The following is a 23,357-nucleotide window of genomic DNA, read 5'->3' as shown; positions in this document are numbered from 1 at the left end:
GCATGGGGCGGGGCTATAGCGCGCTCTTGCGGAGATGCGAACGCGACACTTGCACACGGGGGACTCCGCCAGATTATCGCGCGCAGCAGTTTCGCCGCCGCAGGCCGGGGCCAGGGCGTTGTGGGGGACTCACAAAGGCGGATGCGGATCAGCTCGTGTCGGGGTGGAGCACGCTGTCGGCCAGCAGATAGATGTCCGACAGGACCGGCCAGGCCGGATCGGATTTTGCTTTTTCTGCGTCGTCCGGCGCGGGCGGCAGGCCGAGCGGGCTTTGGCGCTCTGCGCGCCTGGCCTTTTGCCGGGCGATCCAGCGGGCAAGGCGCTGGGCTTCGCCGTCAAGATTGGTAAAGGCGCGGGCCAGCGCGTGGGCGCGGTGCCGGTACCGGGTTTCGAAATCTGGGCGGGTCACGCTGCGCGGCTCAGGCTCGGGCGGCGGAATGTAGGGGCGGGCGTTTTCGTCCATCACCGAGATGCGCGGGCAGTCTTCCGGTCTCAACAGCGGGCGCGGATCCTTCGGGCGGGTGGCATCGGCCAGTTCCGCTTCGATCAGTGCGAAGCGGGGCGTGTCGGGCTTGGTGGCTTTGCGGGTCGTCTCATCCGGGCGCGCGGCGGCGGGGCCAGCAGGCGTAGCGCTGGCCGGGGCGGGCAGCTCGATCCGCAGCGCCTTCAGATAGATCACCCGGCGCAACAGCATTTCGGCGGTCTGCAACAGGTCAAACCCCCGCTGTGCCATCGCCCGGACTTGCCCCACCAGCGCCATCAACGGCCCCAGCAAATCCCCCACCATCAGATAGGCAAACAATTCCAGTTCGCTCGGCTGCTCGGGCGTCGGCAGATCGGGATCGGTCTCGAATTCCATGCCTGCCAGTATCGCCCCGTCTCGGCGGAGGGGGACACGTTTCCCGAACTATTTCGCAAGCGCTTGATTTGATTGGGACCAGGGTGAGCGGGTTTGTGGGATAGGGGAGGCTTGTGCGCATAGATGATTCGTGGTGGAGAACTCACAGGCTTTGTAAGTCCCGATTTCGCAAACTCGTCATTCTTGCCGGACGCGAAATTTGCCGTTGCCACGGGCCGTCCTGCCGGGTCTGGTGCCCACCCTTGACATTTTATGACTCTGGGGGGTTGCAGGGTTCCACAAGAAGCGTTAACAAGCGCCCCTTGACGGGAGTTCTCTGATATGCATCGGGGGCCTCCCGTTTTCCTGTCCTAGACCATAGGCCCCACCATTTGGAGGGATAAAGACAGTCCACTGTCACCTATGCAGACGGGGTGAGGCGTATAAACGGTTCGGAAACAGGGGGTTAGCGCTCTTTGTTGAAAAGCCGGGCAGGCCAATCCCTGGGCAGGCGCTGGAAGGCTTCGGCCAGAAGGCGATTACCAGGGCGGCCGGATGGTCCGGGCGCCTCAAACTGGAGACCCGCTATGGATAAAGCTGGAAAAACAGTGGCTCTCGAAACCCTCAAGGGGGTTTTTGGCGAGTCCGGTGCTGTCGTCGTGACGCACTATACCGGTCTTACCGTTGCGGAAATGACCAAGCTGCGCGGCATGCTCCGCAAGGATGGCGCACAGCTTAAGGTGGTCAAGAACCGTCTCGCGAAAATCGCACTAGACGGTAAAGGCGGTGATGCCGCCCAGGCCCTGTTCCAGGGGCCTGTGGCGATTGCCTATTCTCCCGATCCGGTGGCGGCTGCGAAAGCGGCTGACGAGTTTGCCAAGGAAAATGACAAGCTCGTAATCATCGGCGCGTTGATGGGTGAGGAAGTTCTCGATGCCAATGGCGTCGAAAGCCTCGCGAAACTGCCATCTCTCGACCAGCTTCGTGGCAAGCTTGTTGGCCTCCTGCAGGCACCGGCGACGAAAGTTGCTGGCGTCGTTCAGGCACCGGCTGGACAGCTCGCTCGCGTGGTGTCGGCTTACGGCTCCAAGGATGCCGCATAAGACACCCGTTTTCGCACATTAAAGACTACAAACACCGAACCTAACAGGAATTAGAAAAATGGCAGATCTCGAAAAGATTGTCGAAGACCTCTCCGCCCTCACCGTTCTCGAAGCGGCTGAGCTGGCAAAACTGCTCGAAGACAAGTGGGGCGTTTCCGCCGCTGCTCCGGTTGCTGTCGCAGCCGTCGCAGGTGGTGACGCTGGCGGCGCTGCTGCCGCTGAGAAAGACGAGTTCGACGTTATCCTGACCGGCGCTGGCGACAAGAAGATCAACGTGATCAAGCTCGTCCGCGAAGTTCAGCCGTCCCTCGGCCTGAAAGAAGCAAAAGAGCTCGTCGAAGGCGCTCCGAAGCCGCTGAAAGAAGGCGCGACCAAGGAAGAAGCCGAAGAGCTGAAGAAGAAGTTCGAAGAAGCCGGCGCAACCATCGAGCTCAAGTAAGCTCCGGCGACTTCAAAACCGGGCGGCGTTCGCGCGAGGCGCTGCTCTTTCAAAGTCTTGCGCGGCGGTCTCATTCCGGGGCCGCCGCGAACTCGCGTTCTGGCGATAAAGTCTTCAGCCCGGTGGCTGTCGACACAAAAAATGGGATCCTGGGATGGCACTCTCCTTCACGGAAAAGAAACGTATCCGCAAATCCTTCGGGCGCATTCCCGAAGCCATCGAAATGCCAAACCTGATCGAGGTTCAGCGCGAAAGCTACGAACACTTCCTCCAGATGCACACGCCCGCTGAAAAGCGGACGGATGATGGCCTGGGCGGTGTGTTCAAGTCCGTGTTCCCGATCACTGACTTCTCCGAGCGGGCGACGCTCGAATATGTCTCTTACGAATTTGAAACGCCGAAATTCGACGTGGAAGAGTGCGTCCAGCGCGACCTGACCTATCAGGCGCCGCTGAAGGTTCGCCTCCAGCTCGTCGTGTTCGACGTTGACGAAGATACCGGCGCTCGCTCCGTCAAGGAAGTGAAAGAGCAGGAATGCTATCTCGGCGACATCCCGCTGATGACCGACAAGGGTACGTTCGTCGTGAACGGCACCGAGCGCGTGATCGTGTCCCAGATGCACCGTTCGCCGGGTGTGTTCTTCGACCACGACAAGGGCAAGACCCATGCGTCCGGCAAGCTGCTGTTCGCGGCCCGCATCATCCCGTATCGCGGGTCCTGGCTGGACTTCGAGTTCGACGCGAAAGACGTTCTGAACATCCGGATCGACCGCAAGCGCAAGCTGCCGGCGACCACGATGCTCTACGCGCTGGGCTATGACACCGAACAGATCCTCGACCTGTTCTATACCAATTCCATCTACCGCCTCGACAAGGCTGGCTGGATCACCGGATTCCGCGCCGATGCGTGGAAAGGGGTGAAGCCGGAATTCGACCTGGTTGACGCGAAGACCAACAAGGCTGTTGCTGAAGCCGGCAAGAAGATCACCGCCCTGAAGGCCAAGCGTATCGCTGAAGCCAACACGGACGAGATCCTGGTGCCATCTGATGCGCTGGTCGGCAAATTCCTGGCCCGTGACGTGGTGAACACCGAAACCGGTGAGATCTTCGGCGAAGCCGGCGACATGCTGGAAGAGGAAATGCTCGCCGAAATGCGCGAGTATGGCATCGACACGATCGAAGTGCTCGACATTGACGCCTCCGGCCGTGGCCCGTGGCTGCGCAACACGCTGAAGGCGGACAAGAACGAAACCCGTTTCGAGGCCTTGTCCGACATCTACCGCGTGATGCGTCCGGGCGAGCCGCCGACCCAGGAAGCGGCTGATGCCCTGTTCGGCCAGCTCTTCTTCGATCCGGAGCGTTATGACCTGTCCGCCGTTGGCCGCGTGAAAATGAACATGCGCCTGAATGTCGGCGTGCCGGGCTATGAAGCTGCGGCAGACGACATGCGCGTGCTGCGCCATGAAGACATCATCGGCGTCATGAAGGTTATCCTCGACCTGAAAGACGGCAAGGGCGAAGTCGACGATATCGACAACCTCGGCAACCGCCGCGTTCGCTCCGTCGGTGAGCTGATGGAGAACAATTACCGCATCGGTCTCGTGCGCATGGAGCGCGCGATCAAGGAGCGTATGGGCTCTGTCGATATTGATACGGTGATGCCGCATGACCTGATCAATGCGAAGCCGGTCGTGGCATCTGTCCGCGAATTCTTCGGTTCCTCGCAGCTGTCCCAGTTCATGGACCAGACCAACCCGCTGTCAGAGATCACGCACAAGCGTCGTCTCTCCGCGCTTGGGCCGGGCGGCCTGACGCGTGAGCGCGCTGGCTTCGAAGTCCGCGACGTGCACCCGACCCACTATGGCCGTATCTGTCCGATTGAAACGCCGGAAGGGCCGAACATCGGTCTGATCAACTCATTGGCCACGCATGCCCGCGTCAACAAGTACGGCTTCATCGAGAGCCCTTACCGGAAGGTCGTGAACGGCAAGCAGACCGATGAAGTGGTTTACCTGTCCGCCATGGAAGAGAGCATCTATTCCATCGCCCAGGCGAATGCGACGGTTGACGCTGATGGCCAGCTGGAAAACGAGTTCGTCAACGCCCGCGTGGCTGGCGAAGCGACCATGGTTTCCCGCGATGACATCCAGTACATGGACGTGTCGCCGAAACAGGTTGTCTCGGTTGCTGCCTCGCTGATCCCATACCTCGAAAACGATGACGCCAACCGCGCGCTCATGGGATCGAACATGCAACGTCAGGCTGTGCCGCTGGTCCAGTCCGAAGCGCCGTTCGTCGGCACCGGCATGGAAGCCGTTGTGGCCCGCGACAGCCGCGCCGCCATCACGGCCCGCCGCTCCGGTGTGGTCGAGCAGGTCGACGCGCTGCGCATCGTGGTTCGCGCCACCGAAGATCTCGAAGGCTCCAAGTCGGGCGTCGACATCTATCGCCTGGCCAAGTTCCGCCGTTCGAACCAGAACTCCTGCATCAACCAGCGCCCGATCGTGCGCGTGGGCGACGTTGTCTCCAAGAACGACATCATCGCTGACGGCCCGTCGACGGACCTGGGTGATCTGGCGCTTGGCCGGAACGTGCTCGTCGCGTTCATGCCTTGGAACGGCTACAACTTCGAGGACTCCATCCTGATCTCCGAGCGGATCGTGAAGGATGACGTCTTCACCTCGATCCACATCGAGGAATTCGAAGTCGCTGCCCGTGACACCAAGCTGGGCCCGGAAGAAATCACCCGCGACATCCCGAATGTTGGCGAGGAAGCGCTCCGCAACCTCGACGAAGCCGGCATCGTGGCCGTGGGCGCCGAAGTGAAGGCCGGTGACATTCTCGTCGGCAAGGTCACGCCGAAGGGCGAAAGCCCGATGACGCCGGAAGAGAAGCTTCTCCGCGCCATCTTCGGTGAGAAGGCGTCCGATGTTCGTGACACCTCTCTGCGTGTGCCTCCGGGCGACGCCGGTACGGTTGTGGATGTCCGCATCTTCAACCGCCACGGCATCGACAAGGACCAGCGTGCCCTTCAGATCGAGCGTGAGCAGATCGAGAAGCTGCAGGAGGACAAGGAAGACGAACAGGCCATCCTGGAGCGCAACACCTATAATCGTCTGCGCGACCTGCTGATCGGCAAGGAAGCTGCGGCCGGGCCGAAAGGCTTCACGCCGGGCAAGATCTCTGCCGCTTCCCTGGAAGACCTCACCGAGACCCAACTCTGGGATATCGCCCTGAAGTCCGAAAAGGCACAGGCCGAACTCGACGCGCTGCGTGAACAGTTCGATGGATCGATCCAGGAGCTGGAAGCCCGCTTCAACGACAAGGTTGAGAAGGTCCAGCGCGGCGATGACCTGCCACCGGGCGTGATGAAAGTCGTCAAAGTCTTCCTGGCCGTGAAGCGCAAGCTGCAGCCGGGCGACAAGATGGCTGGTCGCCACGGCAACAAGGGGGTTATCTCCAAGATCAATCCGCAGGAAGACATGCCGTTCCTCGAAGACGGTACGCCTGTCGATATCGTGCTGAACCCGCTGGGCGTTCCGTCCCGGATGAACGTTGGTCAGATCCTCGAGACCCACACAGGCTGGGCCTGCCGTGGTCTTGGCCGGATCATCCAGAACGCGCTCGAAGAGTTCCAGCAGGACAATGACGTGGAAGGCCTGCGCGCCGCCCTGAAGACCGCCTATGGCGAAGAGCAGGAGCTGCCGGGTGAAGATGGCGAGATCATCGAACTCGCCGGAAACCTGCGCAATGGTGTGCCGATGGCAACGCCGGTGTTCGATGGTGCCCGCGAAAGCGACATCAACGCGATGCTGGAACGTGCCGGGCTCGACTCCTCGGGTCAGGTCAACCTGTTCGATGGCCGGACCGGCGTGAAGTTCTCGCGTCCTGTCACCGTCGGCTACAAGTATCTCCTCAAGCTTCACCACCTGGTGGACGAGAAGATCCACGCCCGTTCGACCGGACCATACTCACTCGTTACGCAACAGCCGTTGGGTGGTAAGGCCCAGTTCGGTGGTCAGCGCTTCGGGGAGATGGAAGTCTGGGCGCTCGAAGCCTATGGCGCAGCCTACACGCTGCAGGAAATGCTGACCGTGAAGTCCGACGACACGGCCGGTCGCGCCAAGGTCTACGAGGCCATCGTCCGCGGCGACGATACGTTCGAAGCCGGTATTCCGGAAAGCTTCAACGTGCTCGTCAAGGAGATGCGGTCCCTCGGCCTGAACGTCGAGCTGATCGAGGAAGGAAGTGATGGCGATAGTGACGAGGAAGCCCCCGTCGCCGCCGAGTAGAGCTGATACCAAACCGGACTGCCCCGCTGGACTGGCGGGGCAGATCGGTCGAAACTGAGATTTCATAGGGCAGGGGCCCGCCAGCCCCATAACAACCGCCCACCCAAGGAGCAGACACCCATGCGCCAGGACGTCGCCAGCATTTTCAACCCGAATACCCCGTCGCCGACTTTTGAGGCGATCCGGATCTCGATTGCCAGCCCGGAAAAGATCCGGTCCTGGTCTTCGGGCGAGATCAAGAAACCTGAAACCATCAACTACCGGACCTTCAAGCCGGAGCGGGACGGTCTTTTCTGTGCCCGTATCTTCGGACCGACGAAGGACTATGAGTGCCTCTGCGGCAAGTACAAGCGCATCAAGTATCGCGGTATCACCTGTGAGAAGTGCGGCGTTGAAGTGACCCTGGCGCGCGTGCGCCGTGAGCGCATGGGCCACATCGACCTGGCTGCACCGGTTGCCCACATCTGGTTCCTGAAGTCGCTGCCGTCCCGGATTTCCGCGCTGCTGGACATGGCGCTGAAGGATGTGGAGCGCGTACTCTACTTCGAGAGCTACATCGTGGTCGAGCCGGGCCTGACCGAGCTTGAGCCGCTGCAGCTGCTCACCGAAGAAGAATACATGGACAAGCAGGACGAGCTTGGCGAGGACGCGTTCACCGCCATGATCGGTGCGGAAGCCATCCGCGAACTGCTTCAGGGCCTGGACCTGCCGGTTCTGGCCGAGACGCTGCGCGAGGAACTCGCCGAGTCGACGTCCGAACTGAAGACGAAGAAGCTGTCGAAGCGCCTGAAAGTGGTCGACGCCTTCCTGATGTCGCGCGCCAAGCCCGAATGGATGATCATGCAGGTCATCCCGGTGATCCCGCCGGATCTGCGCCCGCTGGTGCCGCTGGACGGTGGCCGCTTCGCGACCTCTGACCTCAACGACCTGTATCGCCGGGTGATCAACCGGAACAACCGCCTGAAGCGCCTGATGGAGCTTCGCGCACCGGACATCATCATCCGGAACGAAAAGCGGATGCTGCAGGAATCCGTCGACGCCCTGTTCGACAATGGCCGTCGCGGCCGCACCATCACGGGCACCAACAAGCGCCCGCTGAAGTCGCTGTCCGACATGCTGAAAGGCAAGCAGGGCCGCTTCCGTCAGAACCTGCTCGGTAAGCGCGTCGACTATTCCGGCCGTTCGGTCATCGTGGTTGGCCCGAGCCTGAAGCTGCACGAGTGTGGCCTGCCGAAGAAGATGGCGCTGGAACTGTTCAAGCCGTTCATCTATGCGCGCCTCGACGCCAAGGGCCTGGCCGGTACGGTCAAGGCGGCGAAGAAGCTGGTCGAGAAGGAAAAGCCGGAAGTCTGGGATATCCTGGACGAGGTGATCCGCGAGCACCCGGTTCTGCTGAACCGCGCGCCGACGCTGCACCGTCTGGGCATCCAGGCATTCGAGCCGAAGCTGATCGAAGGCAAGGCCATCCAGCTTCACCCGCTGGTCTGTGCCGCTTTCAACGCCGACTTTGACGGTGACCAGATGGCCGTGCACGTGCCGCTGAGCCTTGAGGCCCAGCTGGAAGCGCGCGTCCTGATGATGTCCACCAACAACATCCTGTCGCCAGCGAACGGCAAGCCGATCATCGTTCCGTCTCAGGACATTGTTCTGGGTCTCTACTACCTGTCCCTGGACCGCGATGGCGAGCCGGGCGAGGGCATGATGTTCACGGACGTCGCAGAGATCGAACAAGCCATCGACAACGGCCTCGTCAGCCTGCACTCCAAGGTGAAGGCGATGTATGAGGGCGTGGATGATGAGGGCAATCCGTGGCGCCGCGTGATCGACACCACGCCGGGTCGCTTCATGATCGCCAACATCCTGCCGCGCATGAAGGGCATCCAGCCTGACCTCGTCAACACGACGATGACCAAGAAGACGATCTCCAAGATCATCGACGAAGTCTATCGCCTGTGCGGACAGAAGGCGACGGTGATCTTCTGTGACAAGATGATGGAACTCGGCTTCCGCGAAGCTGCGAAAGCCGGTATCTCGTTCGGCAAGGATGACATGGTCATCCCGGCCGCCAAGCAGAAACTAGTCGACGCCACGAAGGAACAGGTTTCCGAGTACGAACGCCAGTATGCTGATGGTCTGATCACGCGTGGTGAGAAGTACAACAAGGTGGTCGACGCCTGGTCGACCTGTACCGACAAGGTTGCTGACGCCATGATGGACTCGGCCGCCGAGGCACAGGCTGCCAAGGGCGACCGCAAGGCCCAGGTCAACTCGATCTACATGATGGCCGACTCCGGTGCGCGGGGTTCGAAGAACCAGATGAAACAGCTGGCCGGTATGCGCGGCCTGATGGCCAAGCCGTCGGGTGAGATCATCGAGACGCCAATCATCTCGAACTTCAAGGAAGGTCTGACCGTTCTTGAATACTTCAACTCGACGCACGGTGCCCGTAAGGGTCTGGCTGATACGGCTCTGAAGACGGCGAACTCGGGTTACCTGACCCGCCGTCTCGTTGACGTGGCTCAGGACTGCATCATCAACGAAGATGATTGCGGCACGGAGAATGGCATCGACATCTCTGCTGTCCTGGAAGGCGCCGACGTTGTCGTCTCCCTGGCAGAGCGCATCCTGGGCCGTGTGACGGCTACGGACGTGAAGAATGTCGACGGCGAGCTGGTCGTTCCGGCCAACACCTATATCGACGAAGAACTGGCCGATACGATCGAGAAGGCCGGTGTCGATATGATCAAGGCACGTTCGCCGCTGACCTGCGAAACCAAGAACGGCATCTGTGTCCAGTGCTACGGTCGTGACCTGGCGCGCGGTACCGTCGTCAACCGCGGTGAAGCGGTTGGTGTCATCGCGGCCCAGTCCATCGGTGAGCCGGGTACACAGCTCACCATGCGGACGTTCCACATCGGTGGTGCGGCGCAGGTGGCGGACCAGTCCTCTGTCGAATCGAGCTTCGAAGGCACGATCCGCTTCAAGGATGCCGAGTTCGTGACCCGCAAGGACAAGACGCTGGTTGTTGTCGGCCGCCGGATGCAGGTGGAACTGGTGGACGGCGATGGCCGTACCCGTCAGTCCTTCCGCCCGGCCTATGGTACGCGCCTGATGGTGAAAGACGGTGAGAAGGTGACAGCCGGTACGCTGCTCGCCGATTGGGACCCATTCGCCCAGCCAATCGTTTCCGAAGTCAGTGGACAGATCAAGCTGGTCGACGTGATCGACGGCGTGTCCGTTCGCGAAGAGACAGACGAAGCGACGGGTATCTCCTCGCGCGTCATCATCGACTGGCGCTCTGCGACCAAGTCGGCTGACATCAAGCCGTCCGTCCAGATCGTTGGCGACAATGGCGAGCCGGTGAAACTGCCGAATGGCAGCGATGCGGTCTATCTCCTCTCCGTCGGGGCCATCCTGTCTGTCGGCGACGGCGACACGATTGCCGCCGGTGACACGATTGCCCGTGTCACGACCGGTGGTGCTAAAACCAAGGATATTACCGGTGGTCTGCCGCGTGTGGCTGAACTGTTCGAAGCGCGTCGTCCGAAGGACCACGCCATCATCGCGGAAGTCGACGGCAAGGTCGTCTACGGTCGCGACTACAAGAACAAGCGCCGCGTCTCCATCGTTCCGCTGGAGGAAGATCGGGAGCAGATCGATTACCTGGTGCCGAAAGGCAAGCACCTTGCCGTTCAGGATGGGGACTTCATCAAGCGTGGTGAATACCTCATGGACGGTAACCCGGCCCCGCAGGACATCCTGCTGACGCTGGGCGTCGAGGCGCTGGCCAACTACCTGATCGACGAAGTGCAGAAGGTCTATCGCCTGCAGGGCGTGCCGATCAACGACAAGCACATCGAAGTCATCGTGCGTCAGATGCTGCAGAAGGTGGAAATCACCGATCCGGGCTCTACGGGCCTGATCAAGGGCGAGCATGTCGACGTGATCGAGTTCGAACAGGCCAACGAAGCGGTACGCAAGTCCCGCAAGAAGGACCAGGAAGAGGCGAAAGCCATTCCGCTTCTGCTCGGTATCACGAAGGCGTCCCTGCAGACCCGCAGCTTCCTGTCGGCTGCCTCGTTCCAGGAAACGACCCGCGTCCTCACCGAGGCGGCGATCATGGGCAAGGTCGACACGCTGGAAGGTCTCAAGGAGAACATCATCGTCGGCAGCCTGATCCCGGCTGGTACCGGTGGTGGCATCCGCCAGTTCCGCCGCGTGGCTGCCGATCGCGACAACAAGCTCCGCGCCAAGCGGGCTGCTGCTGCGGCCAAGGAGCAGGAAGCGCTGGAAACCCCGGCCGCCCTGCCGGCACCAGAAGCCGAGACACCGGCCGAATAGGCCAGCTGTCCAGCTTGAACCCAATTGGAAAGCCTGCCAGTTTCGGCAGGCTTTCCTGCGTTTGGGGCAGGAAGTCCCGACCCATCGGAGTGCCTCATGCGAGACAGCCATTTTGACCGGAAAGACATGATCGGGGCCGCCTGCGCCGTGCTGGCCATTGGGGTGATTGCGTTCCTGACGCTGGATTCGTGGGCCCGCAGCGACTGCCGCGACCTGTTGCGGACCGGCGATTTCGCGTCTTCGGAAGGGGAGGTGACAGACCATGATCTGGCGGCTCTGGAGGCCCGTCTCCGGGCGGGTGAGGGGTCTGATGCAGAGACGGCCTGCGTGCAGCGGATCGGTTTGCCCTTTTGACCAGACCGTCACGGCACCGAAACAGCTGTAGCCAGACAGCAGCATGCCCTTGACGCCAGCGCCTGAGAGGCTTACACGCCACCAATCGTCAGAGAGGCGGAAGGCTTGAAAAGGCTGACTGCCGCACCGAAACAGGTGGTTTCGGTCAATCTGGCCCCCAAGTTTTCGTCCGTCCCGGAGGCCAATCGCGGCATTCGGGGCACAATCCGTTACCGGCCCATCGGGCCATTTGATATCAGAAGAGACAGAAGGCCCGAATGCCAACGATTCAACAGCTCATTCGCAAGCCGCGTCAGCCAAAGCCGACGCGTACCAAGACACCGGCCCTCAAGGCCTGCCCACAACGCCGCGGCGTGTGCACGCGCGTTTACACGACGACGCCTAAGAAGCCGAACTCCGCGCTTCGTAAAGTGGCCAAGGTTCGCCTGACGTCTGGTTTCGAATCGCTGTGCTACATTCCGGGTGAAGGCCACAACCTGCAGGAACACTCTGTGGTGCTGATCCGCGGCGGCCGTGTGAAAGACCTTCCGGGTGTGCGCTACCACATCGTGCGTGGTGCCCTCGATACCCAACCAGTCAAAGACCGTAAGCAACGTCGTTCGCACTACGGTGCGAAGAAGCCGAAATAAGGAAGCCGAAGCATGTCTCGTCGTCACTCCGCTGAGAAGCGCCAAGTTCTTCCGGATCCGAAGTTCAAGGACGTGGTTGTTTCCAAGTTCATGAACCAGATCATGCGCGACGGTAAAAAGTCCGTTGCCGAGCGTATCGTCTACGGTGCGTTTGACCTGGTCGAAGGCCGCGCAAAGAAGAACCCTGTCGAGGTTTTCCACGAAGCACTGGAAGCTGTTGCCCCGGCTGTTGAGGTTCGCTCCCGCCGTGTTGGTGGTGCGACCTACCAGGTTCCGGTTGAAGTCCGTACTGAGCGCCGTCAGGCCCTGGCCATTCGCTGGCTGGCCGCTGCTGCTGCAGGCCGCAACGAGAACACCATGCGTGAGCGCCTCGCTGGCGAACTGATGGATGCCTCCCAGGGCCGCGGCAACGCCGTGAAAAAGCGGGAAGACACCCACCGTATGGCAGACGCCAACAAGGCGTTTTCACACTACCGCTGGTAATCAGCACTGGAACTGAGGAGCGATTGCGGGTAACGCGCCCGAAAATCGCTCCGAACTTCCTCCCGGAAACCAGACACGAAGGTTTATCTCATGGCCCGCGAATACACGCTGGATCGCTATCGTAACTTCGGCATCATGGCTCACATTGATGCTGGTAAAACGACCACGACCGAACGCATCCTCTACTACACCGGTAAGTCTCACAAGATCGGTGAGGTCCACGATGGCGCCGCCACGATGGACTGGATGGAGCAGGAGCAGGAGCGTGGCATCACGATCACGTCCGCTGCGACCACGACGTTCTGGTTCCGCACCGAAGACGGCAAGACGCCGACTGGCATCTATGGCGACACGCCAGAGGAAGCCAAGTTCCGCTTCAACATCATTGATACGCCCGGACACGTTGACTTCACCATCGAAGTCGAGCGCTCCCTGGCTGTTCTGGACGGCGCGGTCTGCGTGCTGGACGCGAACGCCGGTGTTGAGCCGCAAACGGAAACCGTTTGGCGCCAGGCTGACCGCTACAAGGTTCCGCGCATCGTGTTCGTCAACAAGATGGACAAGATCGGCGCTGACTTCTTCAACTGCGTCGAGATGATCAAGGACCGCACCGGTGCGATCCCGGCTCCGATCCAGATGCCGATCGGCGCTGAGAACGAGCTGGAAGGCCATGTCGACCTGATCACCATGAAGGAATGGGTCTGGGCCGGTGAAGATCTCGGCGCAAGCTGGGAAATCCGCGACATCCGTCCTGAGCTGAAGGACAAGGCTGAAGAGATGCGCGCTGAGCTCATCGAAATCGCCGTCGAAATGGACGACGCCGCGATGGAAGCCTATCTGGAAGGCAACGAGCCGGACGAAGCCACGCTTCGCACGCTGATCCGGAAGGGCACGCTGAGCCTGTCCTTCGTGCCGGTTCTGTGTGGTTCCGCGTTCAAGAACAAAGGTGTCCAGCCGATGCTGAACGCCGTGATCGACTTCCTGCCAGGTCCGCTCGACGTGCCGCCTTACATGGGCTTTGCACCGGGCGACGAGGACGAAGTCCGCAACATCGAGCGTAAGGCTGACGACAGCCAGCCATTCTCCGGTCTTGCCTTCAAGATCATGAACGACCCTTACATGGGTACGCTGACCTTTACGCGGATCTATTCCGGCACGCTCTCCAAGGGCGACAGCTTCATGAACTCCACGAAGGGCAAGAAAGAGCGCGTCGGCCGTATGGTCATGATGCACTCCAACAAGCAGGACGAGATCACGGAAGCCTTCGCAGGTGACATCGTGGCCATCGCCGGCCTGAAGGAAACCACGACCGGTGACACGGTCTGTGACCCGAACAAGCCAGTCGTTCTGGAAACCATGACCTTCCCGGATCCGGTGATCGAGATCGCGGTTGAGCCGAAATCCAAGGCTGACCAGGAGAAGATGTCGGTTGGTCTGCAGCGCCTCGCCGCAGAAGACCCGTCCTTCCAGGTCGAGACGAACCACGAATCCGGACAGACGATCATGAAAGGCATGGGCGAGCTTCACCTCGACATCCTGATCGACCGCCTGAAGCGCGAATTCAAGGTTGAGGCCAATATCGGTCAGCCGCAGGTGGCTTACCGTGAGAAGATCGGCCGCGGTGCAGAGATCGACTACACGCACAAGAAGCAGTCCGGTGGTACCGGTCAGTTTGCTCGCGTCAAACTGGAGTTCGAACCGCTCGAATCCGGCTCTGGCTTCATCTTCGAAAGCAAGATCGTCGGTGGTGCGGTTCCGAAGGAATACATCCCGGGCGTCGAAAAAGGTCTGGAAAGCGCCAAGGAAAACGGCCTTCTGGCTGGCTATCCGGTTACGGACTTCAAGGCCACGCTGGTCGATGGTGCGTTCCACGATGTGGACTCCTCGGTTCTCGCCTTCGAAATCGCGTCGCGCGCTGCGTTCCGCGAACTGAAAGGCCAGGGCGATCCGCGCCTGATGGAACCGGTCATGGCAGTGGAAGTTGTCACGCCGGAAGACTATATGGGTGACGTGATTGGTGACCTGAACTCCCGTCGGGGTCAGATCCAGGGATCCGAGCCACGCGGCAACGCTGTCGCGATCAAGGCCTTCGTCCCGCTGGTCAACATGTTTGGTTACGTGTCTGACCTTCGCGGCATGTCGCAGGGTCGCGCCCAGTTCACGATGCTCTTCGATCACTATGATGAAGTGCCACGTGCCGAAGCCCAGAAGATCATTTCGGAAGTCGCTGGTTCTTAAGCAATTGTGGCCGGATATCCGGCCCTGAATTTAGACTAAAGGAGAGGCCCGATGGCCAAGGCAAAGTTTGAACGCAACAAGCCGCACGTCAACATCGGCACGATTGGCCACGTTGACCACGGCAAGACGACGCTGACAGCAGCGATCACGATGACGCTTGCAGAGCAGGGCGGTGGTGAGAAGCGGTCCTATGAGGACATCGACTCCGCGCCGGAAGAGAAAGCCCGCGGCATCACGATCAACACGGCGCACGTGGAATATGAGACGGAAAACCGTCACTACGCCCACGTGGACTGCCCGGGACACGCTGACTACGTCAAGAACATGATCACGGGTGCTGCCCAGATGGACGGCGCGATCCTGGTTGTGAACGCGGCTGATGGCCCGATGCCACAGACCCGCGAGCACATCCTGCTGGCGCGTCAGGTCGGCGTGCCGGCCCTGGTTGTCTTCCTGAACAAGGTTGACCAGGTTGACGATGAAGAGCTGCTCGAACTGGTCGAGATGGAAGTTCGCGAATTGCTGTCTTCCTACGACTTCCCGGGCGACGACATTCCGATCGTAGCCGGCTCTGCGCTGGCAGCTGTTGAAGGCCGCGACGACAATATCGGCAAAGAGAAAGTTCTCGAGCTGATGGCGGCTGTCGACGACTACATCCCGACGCCAGAGCGTCCGCTGGACAAGCCATTCCTGATGCCGGTCGAGGACGTGTTCTCGATCTCCGGCCGGGGTACGGTTGTGACCGGCCGCGTTGAGCAGGGCGTCATCAAGGTGGGTGAGGAAATCGAGATCGTCGGTATCCGCGACACCGTGAAAACGACCTGTACCGGCGTTGAAATGTTCCGCAAGCTGCTCGACCAGGGCCAGGCTGGCGACAACATTGGTGCGCTGCTGCGCGGTATCGACCGTGAAGGCGTTGAGCGTGGTCAGGTCCTGTGTAAGCCGGGCTCCATCACGCCGCACACCACGTTCGAGGCTGAAGCCTACATCCTGACGAAGGAAGAGGGTGGCCGTCACACGCCGTTCTTCTCCAACTATCGTCCGCAATTCTACTTCCGTACGACGGACGTGACGGGTGTTGTGACCCTGCCGGCCGACAAGGAAATGGTTCTGCCGGGCGACAACGTCAAAATGGACGTCGAGCTGATCCAGCCAATCGCCATGGACCAGGGCCTGCGCTTCGCGATCCGCGAAGGTGGCCGTACCGTCGGCGCCGGCGTGGTCTCCGCGATCAAAAAGTAAGACTTGCCCCCATCAGGCAAGACCGAGACAAGGCCGTCCCATCCGGGGCGGCCTTTTTTCTTGGGGGGCGGGAAATCTGCAACATTCTGCGACACTTCCAGAGATATCCGCCAAATTGCTGCAAGAGCTGCTCGCTAATACGAGTGCATGACCCAGCGCATCGACTTCCTCATTGCAGGCGTTCAGAAAGCCGGCACCACATCGCTCGATTCCTATCTTCGCCAGCATCCGGATATCTGCATGGCAAAGAAGAAGGAGCCGCATTTCTTCGACAAGCGTCCGCCGACCGGCATTACGAAACTCGATTACTGGCTGTATCATCGCCAGTTCGACTGGAAAGCCTGGCGCGACGGATGTGTTCTGGGCGAAGCGACACCGATCATCACCTGGTGGAATGGGGCTCTGGAACGGGTGTGGACCTATAACCCGCTGATCCAGGTGATTATCATTCTGCGTGACCCGGTCGAACGGGCCTGCAGCCATTACCGGATGGATTGCCGACTCGGGCGCGAGACGATGCCCTATCCGGAAGCGATCCGGCAGGAGCGGGAGCGGGCGCGCAGGGCATTGCCCCGGCAGGATCGTGAACGCTCCTATCTGGCGCGCAGTTATTATGCGCCACAGATCCGGGAATTGCGTCGGTTGTTTTCCGATGACCAGCTATTGTTTCTCCGCAGTGAGGATTTGGCAGATGCGCCGCAGTCCCAGCTGGATCAGGTGTGCCGCTTCCTGAACCTTACCCCGCATCGCTTTGAGGTCGCCGACCGGCTGAATGCCGCGCCGGACAATGACCGGATGAGCCAGGATGACCGCGACTATCTGCGCCGTGTGTTTGAACACGATGCCGCCGAGACGCGGGCGCTATTGGGATGGGACCAGGGTAGCTGGTGTGTGTGAGGGCAGGGTGTGTGAAGCCCCGCCCCCTTGATGCGGTCTTGAATGTCCCTTGAACGCAATGGATTGCATGCGTCCCCCCACCCAGACCTGCGATCAGGGTTCTGCTTAAACGCGACCGCCAATTTACCGCATGCCCCCTTGGGGGGGTATTCTGTAAAACAGGGCCGAAACATGGCGCTTGTCGCAGGCCGCAGCCTGGTTAATATGGAGACAAGATCCCCATGCCGCGCGCATTCGGAGTTTTATGTCCCACACGCATCGCTATTTCGAAATGCTCGGCGCAGCGTATGAGGTGCCGAGTGAAGCCGACCGGTTTGACGCTTTCCTGGATGCGGCGATGGCCTATTTCTTCGGAGACGAAGACGGCAGCGGCCAGCTGGCCGAGGATGTGCCGCGCCATTCCGGGGATGACGCCAAGCTGGAAACCCATCGCGAGCGGATCAGCGCGCTGATTGAAGAGGCCTCCCGCCGGGAGGTCGCGGGGGCCGACAGTTTCCATGCCGTGCTGGAAGTGTCCGCGCGGACAGGGTTGGTGACCGGCAACGATTCGGCGGCGCAGCTGACCGGGCAGACCTTTCCATGCCGACTGGATGATTTGCCCCTGGACAGTATGGCCATCGCGATGATCCGTCAGGCCAAACGGACCAACCAGCCCCAGACCCAGGATCGCATCGTCCTGACTGATGTCGAGTCTGACATGGAGGCGGATCGTTCCCGGGCCTGCCTCGCACTGATCCAGAGGCCGAAGGATTTGAACGACATCGTTCAGGTGTCGCTGTCCTATATCCATTGGTCGCCGGAACTGATGGCGAGATTGCGGGCCGCATTCGGGCTGACCGCGAGCGAGACGGAAATTCTCGAAGGGTATCTGGGTAATCTCAGTCAGAAGGAGATTGCCAGCAAAAGAGGGCGGGCGCTTGAAACCATCAAGGGCCAGTCAAAGAGTATTCTTCGGAAGACGGGCTGTGCGCGCATGTCCGACGTGGTGCAGCTATGCGCCAGCATTGCGTTTCTGATGCGGCAATTGCCGAGCGAAGCGCCGACCCAAAGCGCGGAAACCTGGGTGACGCCGACGCGCGGCATGTCCTTCCTGAACCTGCCGGATGGCCGACAACTGGCATGGTACAGGATCGGATCCGGCAGCCGCCCCGTCCTGTTCGTACATGGCTATATGCAGGGGCCGTTCTTCACGCCGGATTTCCTGCGCCGATTGCGGGAGGCAGATATTTGCCTGATTGCGCCGTCCCGGCCGTGTTTTGGCTATACGAGCCCAAGCCGGACGCGCGACAGCCATGATCAGACCGTGGTACGCGACGCGCTCGCCCTGCTTTATCATCTTGGCCACACCCGGATCAGCCTGTGCGCCCATCATGGCGGCGCGCCGCATGGGTTTCGCATCGCGAAAGCGCTGGGCGACCGGCTGGGCGGCATGTTGGTTGTGGGCGGGACGATCCCGTTCGACGAAGAGACCCATCTTCCCGGCATGAACCCGATGAGCCGCTTTGCGGCCGCCGCGTCGCGTCATGCGCCTTCGGTCATGAAGATGGCGCTGTCTGTCGGCCTGCCGGTCTATCGACGCCGCGGAACGACAGCGTTTCTGAAGAAGCAGTTTGCGCGCTCGCCCCGCGATCTGGAGTCTCTGGACGATCCGATCTTGCGAGAAGTGCTGTCTGAGGGCCTTTATCACGCCGTGGAGCAGGGGACAGAGGCCTGGACCCGCGACGGCTCGACTGTGATGGCCGACTGGCGCGCCGATCTGGATTCGGTCACGACTCCGCTGACCTGGCTGAAAGCCGGGGAAGACACGGTGATCTCGACGGAGCATGTGCAGGCCCTGCTGGGGCATCGGGAAAATGTGGACCTGAAGATCCTGCCGGGACATGCGCTGAACCTGATTCACACGGCGCCGGATGATGTGTGCGAGGCGCTGGCACAGATCGCATAGTCTTTCAGGCGCCATTCCGGGAGAATATCCGGCGTCGTGGGCCTGTGACTCTTTCTGCATAAAAGCGTCACGACTCAGTTGACGGGCGCTCGCCGATCCCATAAACCCCCGACTTCGCCGGGATGGCAGCGCTTTACATAGCGAACGCTCCCTCGAAACAGACAATTAATCCCACGTAACGCCCTGGGCCAAGGTTGGCCTCGTTGGGGCTAACGTGTTTTGTGCGGACGGACCGAGACGATGGAACGACAGAATATCCGGATCAGGCTAAAGGCCTTCGATCACCGCGCCCTCGACATGTCGGCGAAAGAGATTGTGAGCACGGCCAAGCGCACCGGCGCTGAGGTCAAAGGTCCGATCCCGCTCCCGACCCGTATCGAGCGCTTCACCGTTAACCGCTCTCCTCATATCGACAAAAAGTCGCGCGAGCAGTTTGAAATCCGCACCCACAAGCGGATCCTCGACATTGTAGACCCAACCCCGCAGACCGTGGACGCGCTGATGAAGCTCGACCTGTCGTCCGGCGTTGGCATCGAAATCAAACTTGAGGGAGGCCGCTAATGGCTCTGCCAGCACCCCGTTCCGGCGTGCTTGCCCGCAAGGTTGGCATGACACGCGTATTTGACGAGAATGGCCGCCACGTGCCGGTCACCGTCCTGTCGCTTGATGGCTGCCAGGTTGTAGGCGTGCGCACTGAAGAAGAGCGCGCCGTGAAGACCAAGAAGGGTGGCGACGTCACCCGCACGGACGGCTACAAGGCTGTTATTCTCGGCATTGGCGAAAAGAAGGCGAAGCGCACCACGAAGGCGCTGCGCGGCCAGTTCGCGAAAGCCGGTGTTGCGCCAAAGCGCAAGCTCAAGGAATTCCGCGTATCCGGCGACCTGCCGGAAGTCGGCTCCGAGGTCCTGGCTGACCATTTCGTTCCGGGTCAGAAAGTCGACATCGCCGGCATTACGATCGGTAAGGGCTTCGCGGGTGCGATGAAGCGCTGGAACTTCGGTGGTCTTCGCGCTTCCCACGGTGTGTCCATCTCTCACCGTTCACACGGTTCGACTGGTATGAACCAGGATCCGGGCCGCGTGTTCAAGAACAAGAAAATGGCCGGTCATTACGGCGTCGAGCGTGTCACCACGCAGAATCTTGAAGTGGTTCGCACCGACGTTGATCGCGGCCTGATCCTGGTCAGGGGCGCTGTCCCAGGCCATGACGGCAGCTATGTCGAAGTTCGCGACGCTGTGAAGAAAGCTCTTCCGGCAGACGCTCCGGCAGCTGGCTCCTTCAAGGCTCCGGGCGCAGTAGACGCTCCGGCGGCTGAAGCAACTGAAGAGGGTGCTGAATAATGGAACTCGCAGTCAAAACCCTCGCCGGCAAGGCGGCTGGAAACATCACGGTCGATGATGCCATCTTCGGCATCGAAGAGATCCGTGGTGACATCCTGCAGCGCACGGTCCGCTGGCAGCTGGCAAAGCGCCAGGCTGGCACGCACAAGACCCAGACCCGCGGTGAAGTCTCCGTCACGACGAAGAAGTACATCCGCCAGAAAGGTTCCGGCGGCGCACGTCACGGCTCCAAGAACGCGCCAATCTTTGTTGGTGGTTCTGTTGCGCACGGACCAAAAGTCCGCAGCCACGCTCACGACCTTCCGAAAAAGGTCCGCAAGATGGCGCTCGCACACGCCCTGTCTTCCAAGGCAAAGGATGATGCGATCATCGTTCTGGACGAAGCTGTCCTGTCCGCACCAAAGACGAAAGAGCTGGCTGGCCAGTTCGCCGGTCTCGGCATCGAGAACGCGCTGATCATCTCCGGTTCGACCGTGGACGCAAACTTCGCCAAGGCGGCTCGCAACATCCCGAACGTCGACGTGCTGCCTGTCGCCGGCCTGAATGTCTATGACATCCTGCGCCGCAAGAAGCTCGTCATCACCAAGGAAGCGGCCGAAGGCATCAAGGCCCGTTTCGACGGCGCGAAGGAGGCTAAGTAATCATGGCCGACATCAAAGAACATCACTACGACGTCATCCGTCGCCCGCTGATCACCGAGAAATCCACTCTGGTGGCTGAAGACAACAAGATTGTCTTCGAAGTGGCGATCGACGCTGACAAGAAAGCGATCAAAGAGGCTGTCGAAGCGCTCTTCAAGGTCGAAGTAACCAAGGTCAACACCCTGCTCCAGAAGGGCAAGACGAAGCGTTTCCGTGGCTATGAAGGTCGTCGCAACGACATGAAAAAAGCCATCGTGACGCTCGCCGAGGGCCAGTCCGTCGACATCACGACGGGCCTCTAGGGGAGAAGGACGAGAAACATGGCACTGAAGACTTTCAATCCGACTTCCCCAGGACGCCGCCAGCTGGTGCTGGTGGACAAGTCCGACCTTCACAAGGGCAAGCCCGTCAAGGCGCTGACCGAAGGTCTGACCAAGTCCGGTGGACGCAACAACAAGGGCCGCATCACGGCTCGCCGCATCGGTGGCGGCGCGAAGAAGCTGTACCGCAAGGTCGACTTCAAGCGTAACCGCTGGGACGTGCCGGCGACTGTCGAGCGCCTGGAATACGATCCGAACCGCACGGCTTTCATCGCGCTGATCAAGTACGAAGACGGCCAGCTCTCCTACATCATCGCGCCACAGCGCCTTGAGGTGGGTGACACGGTGATCACGTCCAAGACCGCTGACATCAAGCCGGGCAACACGCTTCCGCTGAAGAGCATCCCGATCGGTACGATCATTCACAACATCGAGCTGAAGCCCCAGAAGGGCGCGCAGATGGTCCGCTCCGCCGGCACCTACGCCCAGCTGGTTGGTCGTGACGGCGGTTACGCCCAGATCAAGCTGACCTCCGGCGAGCTTCGCATGGTGATGGACAGCTGCCTGGCAACTGTCGGTGCCGTGTCCAACCCGGACAACATGAACCAGGTTCTCTCCAAGGCTGGCCGCAAGCGTCACCTCGGCAAGCGCCCATCGGTTCGGGGTGTTGTCATGAACCCGGTCGATCACCCGCACGGTGGTGGTGAGGGCAAGTCGTCCGGTGGACGTCACCCGGTCACCCCATGGGGTAAGAAAACACGCGGTCCCAAGACCCGTAAAAACAAGGCTACGGATCGTCTGATCATCCGTCGCCGCAACGCGAAACGCTAAGAGGAGCCGCAAGACATGCCACGTTCTGTCTGGAAAGGCCCGTTCGTAGACGGCTATCTGCTCAAGAAAGCAGAAGAAGCGCGCGCCTCTGAAAAGCGCGTCGTGATCAAGACCTGGTCGCGCCGTTCGACGATCCTGCCTAACTTTGTCGGCCTGAACTTCCAGGTCCACAATGGCAACAAATTCATCCCGGTTTCCGTTTCCGAGGAAATGGTCGGTCACAAGTTCGGCGAGTTTGCGCCGACGCGGACCTACTACGGCCACGGTGCGGACAAGAAAGCGAAGAGGAAGTAGTCATGGCTAAAGCCAAGAATCCTCCGAAGCAGGCGTCCAACGAGTCCCGCGCTGTCCTGCGCATGTACCGTTCCAGCCCGCAGAAGCTGAACCTGCTGGCCCAGCAGATCCGCGGCCTTCCGGTCGAGCGCGCACTGGCCCAGCTGCAGTTCTCGCCGAAGCGTCCTGCCCAGGATGTCCGCAAGCTGCTGCAAAGCGCCATCGCGAATGCCGAGAACAATCACGGCCTCGACATCGACAGCCTCGTTGTTGCGGAAGCCCATGTCGGCAAGAACCTCGTGATGAAGCGCATTCGTGCCCGTGCACGCGGTCGCGCTGCTCGCATCCAGAAGCCATTTGCGCAGATGACCATCATCCTGCGTGACACCTCAGTTGAAGCGGAGGCCGCATAATGGGTCAGAAAGTAAATCCGATCGGCCTGCGTCTTGGCATCAACCGGACGTCTGACAGCCGCTGGTACGCAGACACGGCTGACTATGGCCGCCTGCTGCATGAGGACATCGCGATCCGCAAGGAAATCCGCAAGCGCCTCAAGCAAGCCGGTATCTCGAAGATCATCATCGAACGTCCGCACAAGAAATGCCTCATCACGATCCACACGGCACGTCCGGGTCTCGTGATCGGCAAGAAGGGCGGGGACATCGAAGCCCTGCGCAAAGTGCTGTCCAAGATGACCGAGGACGAAGTTCGCGTGAACCTGGTCGAAATCCGCAAGCCGGAAATCGACGCAACGCTGATCGCTGACGACATTGCTCGCCAGCTCGAGCGCCGCGCCTCGTTCCGCCGTACCATGAAGCGCGCCATCCAGTCCGCAATGCGTCTGGGCGCTGACGGTGTGAAGATCATGGTATCCGGCCGACTGGGCGGTGCCGAGATTGCACGTACCGAGAAATATGCAGAGGGCTCCGTTCCGCTGCACACGCTGCGCGCCGACATCGATTACGGCACCGCAGAAGCCGAAACCACCTACGGCATCATCGGGATCAAGGTCTGGGTCTACAAAGGCGAGATCATGGAGCACGACCCGATGGCTCAGGACAAGCGTCAGGAATCTTCCGGCCAGTCCCGTGCCCGTGCCAATGCAAACCAGCGCGGACCGGCCACCGGTGCGCAAGCCGCCGGAGCGTAAGA

20 protein-coding genes are annotated in these 23,357 nt (G+C 60.7%); 19 read left to right on the top strand and 1 reads right to left on the bottom strand.

Annotated elements, in window-relative coordinates:
• Window positions 1–148: 148 nt before the first annotated feature.
• Window positions 149–859 carry a hypothetical protein gene (locus tag HF931_RS16560; RefSeq protein WP_273241178.1) on the bottom strand — a complete coding sequence of 237 codons (711 nt, stop codon included), beginning with the start codon at window positions 857–859 and terminating at the stop codon, window positions 149–151.
• Between the two features lie 566 nt (window positions 860–1,425).
• On the opposite strand from HF931_RS16560, the gene rplJ reads away from it, so the two are divergent.
• The 19 genes from rplJ to rpsC all read left to right on the top strand — a co-directional run bounded on the left by rplJ (window position 1,426) and on the right by rpsC (window position 23,355).
• Complete coding sequence (gene rplJ / locus HF931_RS16555; protein WP_035551236.1) at window positions 1,426–1,941, top strand: 50S ribosomal protein L10; 516 nt, start codon at window positions 1,426–1,428, stop codon at window positions 1,939–1,941.
• 58 nt (window positions 1,942–1,999) lie between these two features.
• Window positions 2,000–2,380, top strand: coding sequence for a 50S ribosomal protein L7/L12 (gene rplL, locus HF931_RS16550; RefSeq protein WP_035551239.1), 381 nt, complete (start codon window positions 2,000–2,002; stop codon window positions 2,378–2,380).
• Window positions 2,381–2,534: 154 nt separating this feature from the next.
• Window positions 2,535–6,671: a DNA-directed RNA polymerase subunit beta gene (rpoB, locus tag HF931_RS16545; RefSeq protein ID WP_273241176.1), complete on the top strand. Its 4,137-nt coding sequence runs from the start codon at window positions 2,535–2,537 to the stop codon at window positions 6,669–6,671.
• Between the two features lie 120 nt (window positions 6,672–6,791).
• The gene (gene rpoC / locus HF931_RS16540) at window positions 6,792–11,012 is read left to right on the top strand and encodes a DNA-directed RNA polymerase subunit beta' (protein ID WP_273241174.1); all 4,221 of its coding nucleotides are present in this window, start codon (window positions 6,792–6,794) and stop codon (window positions 11,010–11,012) included.
• A gap of 96 nt (window positions 11,013–11,108) precedes the next feature.
• Complete coding sequence (locus HF931_RS16535) at window positions 11,109–11,366, top strand: hypothetical protein (RefSeq protein WP_273241172.1); 258 nt, start codon at window positions 11,109–11,111, stop codon at window positions 11,364–11,366.
• A 257-nt stretch (window positions 11,367–11,623) separates the two neighbouring features.
• On the top strand, window positions 11,624–11,995 hold the full coding sequence (gene rpsL, locus HF931_RS16530) for a 30S ribosomal protein S12 (RefSeq protein ID WP_027837380.1): 372 nt from the start codon (window positions 11,624–11,626) through the stop codon (window positions 11,993–11,995).
• Window positions 11,996–12,007: 12 nt separating this feature from the next.
• Window positions 12,008–12,478 carry a 30S ribosomal protein S7 gene (gene rpsG / locus HF931_RS16525; RefSeq protein ID WP_027837381.1) on the top strand — a complete coding sequence of 157 codons (471 nt, stop codon included), beginning with the start codon at window positions 12,008–12,010 and terminating at the stop codon, window positions 12,476–12,478.
• 90 nt (window positions 12,479–12,568) lie between these two features.
• Window positions 12,569–14,716 carry an elongation factor G gene (gene fusA, locus HF931_RS16520; RefSeq protein WP_035551248.1) on the top strand — a complete coding sequence of 716 codons (2,148 nt, stop codon included), beginning with the start codon at window positions 12,569–12,571 and terminating at the stop codon, window positions 14,714–14,716.
• Window positions 14,717–14,767: 51 nt separating this feature from the next.
• Window positions 14,768–15,958: an elongation factor Tu gene (gene tuf / locus HF931_RS16515; RefSeq protein ID WP_272983375.1), complete on the top strand. Its 1,191-nt coding sequence runs from the start codon at window positions 14,768–14,770 to the stop codon at window positions 15,956–15,958.
• A gap of 147 nt (window positions 15,959–16,105) precedes the next feature.
• On the top strand, window positions 16,106–16,855 hold the full coding sequence (locus HF931_RS16510; protein WP_273241170.1) for a sulfotransferase domain-containing protein: 750 nt from the start codon (window positions 16,106–16,108) through the stop codon (window positions 16,853–16,855).
• Between the two features lie 244 nt (window positions 16,856–17,099).
• Window positions 17,100–18,800, top strand: coding sequence for a bifunctional helix-turn-helix transcriptional regulator/alpha/beta hydrolase (locus tag HF931_RS16505; protein ID WP_273241168.1), 1,701 nt, complete (start codon window positions 17,100–17,102; stop codon window positions 18,798–18,800).
• 240 nt (window positions 18,801–19,040) lie between these two features.
• Window positions 19,041–19,361 (top strand): 30S ribosomal protein S10, encoded by a 321-nt coding sequence (gene rpsJ, locus HF931_RS16500; RefSeq protein ID WP_027836784.1) that lies wholly within the window; start codon window positions 19,041–19,043, stop codon window positions 19,359–19,361.
• Complete coding sequence (gene rplC, locus HF931_RS16495) at window positions 19,361–20,140, top strand: 50S ribosomal protein L3 (RefSeq protein WP_273241166.1); 780 nt, start codon at window positions 19,361–19,363, stop codon at window positions 20,138–20,140. The genes rpsJ and rplC overlap by 1 nt, the downstream gene beginning before the upstream one ends.
• Window positions 20,140–20,781 (top strand): 50S ribosomal protein L4, encoded by a 642-nt coding sequence (rplD, locus tag HF931_RS16490; RefSeq protein WP_035551754.1) that lies wholly within the window; start codon window positions 20,140–20,142, stop codon window positions 20,779–20,781. The genes rplC and rplD overlap by 1 nt, the downstream gene beginning before the upstream one ends.
• A gap of 2 nt (window positions 20,782–20,783) precedes the next feature.
• Window positions 20,784–21,083 carry a 50S ribosomal protein L23 gene (locus HF931_RS16485; RefSeq protein ID WP_027836781.1) on the top strand — a complete coding sequence of 100 codons (300 nt, stop codon included), beginning with the start codon at window positions 20,784–20,786 and terminating at the stop codon, window positions 21,081–21,083.
• 18 nt (window positions 21,084–21,101) lie between these two features.
• Complete coding sequence (rplB, locus tag HF931_RS16480; RefSeq protein ID WP_273241163.1) at window positions 21,102–21,932, top strand: 50S ribosomal protein L2; 831 nt, start codon at window positions 21,102–21,104, stop codon at window positions 21,930–21,932.
• 15 nt (window positions 21,933–21,947) lie between these two features.
• Window positions 21,948–22,226: a 30S ribosomal protein S19 gene (rpsS, locus tag HF931_RS16475; protein ID WP_027836779.1), complete on the top strand. Its 279-nt coding sequence runs from the start codon at window positions 21,948–21,950 to the stop codon at window positions 22,224–22,226.
• A gap of 2 nt (window positions 22,227–22,228) precedes the next feature.
• Window positions 22,229–22,618 carry a 50S ribosomal protein L22 gene (gene rplV, locus HF931_RS16470; RefSeq protein WP_035551771.1) on the top strand — a complete coding sequence of 130 codons (390 nt, stop codon included), beginning with the start codon at window positions 22,229–22,231 and terminating at the stop codon, window positions 22,616–22,618.
• Window positions 22,618–23,355, top strand: coding sequence for a 30S ribosomal protein S3 (rpsC, locus tag HF931_RS16465; protein ID WP_035551773.1), 738 nt, complete (start codon window positions 22,618–22,620; stop codon window positions 23,353–23,355). The genes rplV and rpsC overlap by 1 nt, the downstream gene beginning before the upstream one ends.
• The last annotated feature ends 2 nt before the right edge of the window (window positions 23,356–23,357 follow it).

This window comes from Hyphomonas atlantica corrig. (assembly GCF_017795365.1).
Lineage (GTDB): Bacteria > Pseudomonadota > Alphaproteobacteria > Caulobacterales > Hyphomonadaceae > Hyphomonas > Hyphomonas atlantica.
The sequence above is the reverse complement of the archived record's forward strand: the minus strand, read 5'-3'. Positions and strand labels throughout refer to the sequence as shown.